The 5,456-nt window shown below is 56.9% G+C and carries 1 protein-coding gene and 3 rRNA genes; 3 read left to right on the top strand and 1 reads right to left on the bottom strand.

The genetic code is table 11. The annotated features are described in order from the left end of the window. On the bottom strand, positions 1-204 hold a 204-nt coding region (locus GTW40_RS33245), incomplete at its 3' end, for a hypothetical protein (RefSeq protein ID WP_237525606.1). A gap of 114 nt (positions 205-318) precedes the next feature. On the opposite strand from GTW40_RS33245, the gene GTW40_RS21215 reads away from it, so the two are divergent. From GTW40_RS21215 to rrf, 3 genes are all read left to right on the top strand, one after another. Further along, positions 319-1,844: ribosomal RNA gene (locus GTW40_RS21215) — 16S ribosomal RNA — on the top strand. A gap of 287 nt (positions 1,845-2,131) precedes the next feature. Further along, positions 2,132-5,253 (top strand): 23S ribosomal RNA (locus GTW40_RS21210). 86 nt (positions 5,254-5,339) lie between these two features. After that, a 5S ribosomal RNA gene (rrf, locus tag GTW40_RS21205) occupies positions 5,340-5,456 on the top strand. Together the 16S, 23S and 5S rRNA genes form the textbook arrangement of a ribosomal RNA operon.

Below are 5,456 nucleotides of genomic sequence, written 5' to 3'. Positions count from 1 at the left end.
CGCCGGAAAGGGAAACGCGAAAGCGAGAACCTGGAAAGCACCGAGGAAATCGGAACGGAAACGATCTGATAGAGTCGGAAACACCGAAGGGAAGCCCGGAGGAAAGCCCGAGAGGGTGAGTACAAAGGAAGCGACCGTTCCTTGAGAACTCAACAGCGTGCCAAAAATCAACGCCAGATTTAGTTGATACCCCGTCTCCAGCATCTGCTGGGACGAGGTTCCTTTGAAAAAAACACAGCGAGGACGCTGTGAACGGTCGAGCCTATTCCGCTCGACTGTTCCGCTCATCGTGGTGTTGCACCGGATTACCGGTAAACATTCACGGAGAGTTTGATCCTGGCTCAGGACGAACGCTGGCGGCGTGCTTAACACATGCAAGTCGAACGATGAACCACTTCGGTGGGGATTAGTGGCGAACGGGTGAGTAACACGTGGGCAATCTGCCCTTCACTCTGGGACAAGCCTTGGAAACGGGGTCTAATACCGGATAACACTGCGGATCTCATGGTCTGCGGTTAAAAGCTCCGGCGGTGAAGGATGAGCCCGCGGCCTATCAGCTTGTTGGTGAGGTAATGGCTCACCAAGGCGACGACGGGTAGCCGGCCTGAGAGGGCGACCGGCCACACTGGGACTGAGACACGGCCCAGACTCCTACGGGAGGCAGCAGTGGGGAATATTGCACAATGGGCGAAAGCCTGATGCAGCGACGCCGCGTGAGGGATGACGGCCTTCGGGTTGTAAACCTCTTTCAGCAGGGAAGAAGCGAAAGTGACGGTACCTGCAGAAGAAGCGCCGGCTAACTACGTGCCAGCAGCCGCGGTAATACGTAGGGCGCAAGCGTTGTCCGGAATTATTGGGCGTAAAGAGCTCGTAGGCGGCTTGTCACGTCGATTGTGAAAGCTCGGGGCTTAACCCCGAGTCTGCAGTCGATACGGGCTAGCTAGAGTGTGGTAGGGGAGATCGGAATTCCTGGTGTAGCGGTGAAATGCGCAGATATCAGGAGGAACACCGGTGGCGAAGGCGGATCTCTGGGCCATTACTGACGCTGAGGAGCGAAAGCGTGGGGAGCGAACAGGATTAGATACCCTGGTAGTCCACGCCGTAAACGGTGGGAACTAGGTGTTGGCGACATTCCACGTCGTCGGTGCCGCAGCTAACGCATTAAGTTCCCCGCCTGGGGAGTACGGCCGCAAGGCTAAAACTCAAAGGAATTGACGGGGGCCCGCACAAGCAGCGGAGCATGTGGCTTAATTCGACGCAACGCGAAGAACCTTACCAAGGCTTGACATACACCGGAAAGCATCAGAGATGGTGCCCCCCTTGTGGTCGGTGTACAGGTGGTGCATGGCTGTCGTCAGCTCGTGTCGTGAGATGTTGGGTTAAGTCCCGCAACGAGCGCAACCCTTGTTCTGTGTTGCCAGCATGCCCTTCGGGGTGATGGGGACTCACAGGAGACTGCCGGGGTCAACTCGGAGGAAGGTGGGGACGACGTCAAGTCATCATGCCCCTTATGTCTTGGGCTGCACACGTGCTACAATGGCAGGTACAATGAGCTGCGAAACCGTGAGGTGGAGCGAATCTCAAAAAGCCTGTCTCAGTTCGGATTGGGGTCTGCAACTCGACCCCATGAAGTCGGAGTTGCTAGTAATCGCAGATCAGCATTGCTGCGGTGAATACGTTCCCGGGCCTTGTACACACCGCCCGTCACGTCACGAAAGTCGGTAACACCCGAAGCCGGTGGCCCAACCCCTTGTGGGAGGGAGCTGTCGAAGGTGGGACTGGCGATTGGGACGAAGTCGTAACAAGGTAGCCGTACCGGAAGGTGCGGCTGGATCACCTCCTTTCTAAGGAGCACATAGCCGACTGCAAGCAAATGTCTTGCACGGTTGCTCATGGGTGGAACGTTGATTATTCGGCCAGACCTCGGGTCGGAGGCTTGCAAGTACTGCTCTCAGGAGCGTGGAACGCATGATCTCCGAACGGATACTGGCCGGGCACGCTGTTGGGTGTCTGAGGGAATGATTGATTCTTCTCCTCAGTCGCCGGCCCCAGTGCACTCGGACCGTAAGGGTTCGGGGTGATGGGTGGCTGGTCGTTGTTTGAGAACTGCACAGTGGACGCGAGCATCTGTGGCCAAGTTTTTAAGGGCGCACGGTGGATGCCTTGGCACCAGGAACCGATGAAGGACGTGGGAGGCCACGATAGTCCCCGGGGAGCCGTCAACCAGGCTTTGATCCGGGGGTTTCCGAATGGGGAAACCCGGCAGTCGTCATGGGCTGTCACCCGCTGCTGAACACATAGGCAGTGTGGAGGGAACGAGGGGAAGTGAAACATCTCAGTACCCTCAGGAAGAGAAAACAACCGTGATTCCGGGAGTAGTGGCGAGCGAAACCGGATGAGGCCAAACCGTATGCGTGTGAGACCCGGCAGGGGTTGCGCATACGGGGTTGTGGGATCTCTCTTCTACGGTCTGCCGGCCGTAGGACGAGTCAGAAACCGTTGATGTAGGCGAAGGACATGCGAAAGGTCCGGCGTAGAGGGTAAGACCCCCGTAGTCGAAACATCAGCGGCTCGTTTGAGAGACACCCAAGTAGCACGGGGCCCGAGAAATCCCGTGTGAATCTGGCGGGACCACCCGCTAAGCCTAAATATTCCCTGGTGACCGATAGCGGATAGTACCGTGAGGGAATGGTGAAAAGTACCGCGGGAGCGGAGTGAAATAGTACCTGAAACCGTGTGCCTACAAGCCGTGGGAGCGTCGGATGTATCTTCGGATGCATCTCGTGACTGCGTGCCTTTTGAAGAATGAGCCTGCGAGTTTGCGGTGTGTTGCGAGGTTAACCCGTGTGGGGAAGCCGTAGCGAAAGCGAGTCCGAACAGGGCGATTCAGTAGCACGCTCAAGACCCGAAGCGGAGTGATCTAGCCATGGGCAGGTTGAAGCGGAGGTAAGACTTCGTGGAGGACCGAACCCACCAGGGTTGAAAACCTGGGGGATGACCTGTGGTTAGGGGTGAAAGGCCAATCAAACTCCGTGATAGCTGGTTCTCCCCGAAATGCATTTAGGTGCAGCGTCGTGTGTTTCTTGCCGGAGGTAGAGCACTGGATAGGCGATGGGCCCTACCGGGTTACTGACCTTAGCCAAACTCCGAATGCCGGTAAGTGAGAGCACGGCAGTGAGACTGTGGGGGATAAGCTCCATGGTCGAGAGGGAAACAGCCCAGAGCATCGACTAAGGCCCCTAAGCGTACGCTAAGTGGGAAAGGATGTGGAGTCGCACAGACAACCAGGAGGTTGGCTTAGAAGCAGCCACCCTTGAAAGAGTGCGTAATAGCTCACTGGTCTAGTGATTCCGCGCCGACAATGTAGCGGGGCTCAAGCGTACCGCCGAAGTCGTGTCATTGCAGCAATAAGCCCCAACGGGTGCTGTGATGGGTAGGGGAGCGTCGTGTGCCGGGTGAAGCCGCGCCGGAAGGCAGTGGTGGACGGTTCACGAGTGAGAATGCAGGCATGAGTAGCGATACAAACGTGAGAAACGTTTGCGCCGATTGACTAAGGGTTCCTGGGTCAAGCTGATCTGCCCAGGGTAAGTCGGGACCTAAGGCGAGGCCGACAGGCGTAGTCGATGGATAACCGGTTGATATTCCGGTACCCGCTGTGAAGCGTCAAACATCGAACCAGACGATGCTAAGTCCGTGAAGCCGTTCCGGACCCTTCGGGGAAAGGAAAGTGGTGGAGCCGACGATCCAGATCTGCAGTAGGTGAGTGATGGGGTGACGCAGGAAGGTAGTCCAGCCCGGGCGATGGTAGTCCCGGGGTAAGGGTGTAGGACGCAAGGTAGGCAAATCCGCCTTGCACATAGTCTGAGACCTGATGCCGAGCCGATTGTGGTGAAGTGGATGATCCTATGCTGTCGAGAAAAGCCTCTAGCGAGTTTCATGGCGGCCCGTACCCTAAACCGACTCAGGTGGTCAGGTAGAGAATACCGAGGCGTTCGGGTGAACTATGGTTAAGGAACTCGGCAAAATGCCCCCGTAACTTCGGGAGAAGGGGGGCCATGTCCGGTGATCCGATTTACTCGGTGAGCTGGGTGTGGCCGCAGAGACCAGCGAGAAGCGACTGTTTACTAAAAACACAGGTCCGTGCGAAGCCGTAAGGCGATGTATACGGACTGACGCCTGCCCGGTGCTGGAACGTTAAGGGGACCGGTTAGCTCCATTTCGGTGGGGCGAAGCTGAGAACTTAAGCGCCAGTAAACGGCGGTGGTAACTATAACCATCCTAAGGTAGCGAAATTCCTTGTCGGGTAAGTTCCGACCTGCACGAATGGCGTAACGACTTCTCGACTGTCTCAACCATAGGCCCGGTGAAATTGCACTACGAGTAAAGATGCTCGTTTCGCGCAGCAGGACGGAAAGACCCCGGGACCTTTACTACAGTTTGATATTGGTGTTCGGTTCGGCTTGTGTAGGATAGCTGGGAGACTTTGAAAGCGGCACGCCAGTGTCGTGGGAGTCGTCGTTGAAATACCAGTCTGGTCGTGCTGGATGTCTAACCTCGGTCCGTGATCCGGATCAGGGACAGTGTCTGATGGGTAGTTTAACTGGGGCGGTTGCCTCCTAAAGAGTAACGGAGGCGCCCAAAGGTTCCCTCAGCCTGGTTGGCAATCAGGTGTTGAGTGTAAGTGCACAAGGGAGCTTGACTGTGAGACCGACGGGTCGAGCAGGGACGAAAGTCGGGACTAGTGATCCGGCGGTGGCTTGTGGAAGCGCCGTCGCTCAACGGATAAAAGGTACCCCGGGGATAACAGGCTGATCTTCCCCAAGAGTCCATATCGACGGGATGGTTTGGCACCTCGATGTCGGCTCGTCGCATCCTGGGGCTGGAGTCGGTCCCAAGGGTTGGGCTGTTCGCCCATTAAAGCGGTACGCGAGCTGGGTTTAGAACGTCGTGAGACAGTTCGGTCCCTATCCGCTGTGCGCGTAGGAATATTGAGAAGGGCTGTCCCTAGTACGAGAGGACCGGGACGGACGAACCTCTGGTGTGCCAGTTGTCCTGCCAAGGGCATGGCTGGTTGGCTACGTTCGGGAGGGATAACCGCTGAAAGCATCTAAGCGGGAAGCCTGCTTCGAGATGAGTATTCCCACCTCCTTGAGAGGGTAAGGCTCCCAGTAGACGACTGGGTTGATAGGCCAGATATGGAAGCCCGGTAACGGGTGGAGTTGACTGGTACTAATAGGCCGAGGGCTTGTCCTCAGTTGCTCGCGTCCACTGTGTTGGTTCTGAAACCACGAACACCGCCATGTGCCACACATGGTCTGGCTGAAACAGTTTCATAGTGTTTCGGTGGTCATAGCGTGAGGGAAACGCCCGGTTACATTCCGAACCCGGAAGCTAAGCCTCACAGCGCCGATGGTACTGCAGGGGGGACCCTGTGGGAGAGTAGGACGCCGCCGAAC

This window comes from Streptomyces sp. SID4985 (assembly GCF_009863025.1).
GTDB lineage: Bacteria > Actinomycetota > Actinomycetes > Streptomycetales > Streptomycetaceae > Streptomyces.
This window is presented reverse-complemented; position numbering and strand designations above follow the sequence as displayed.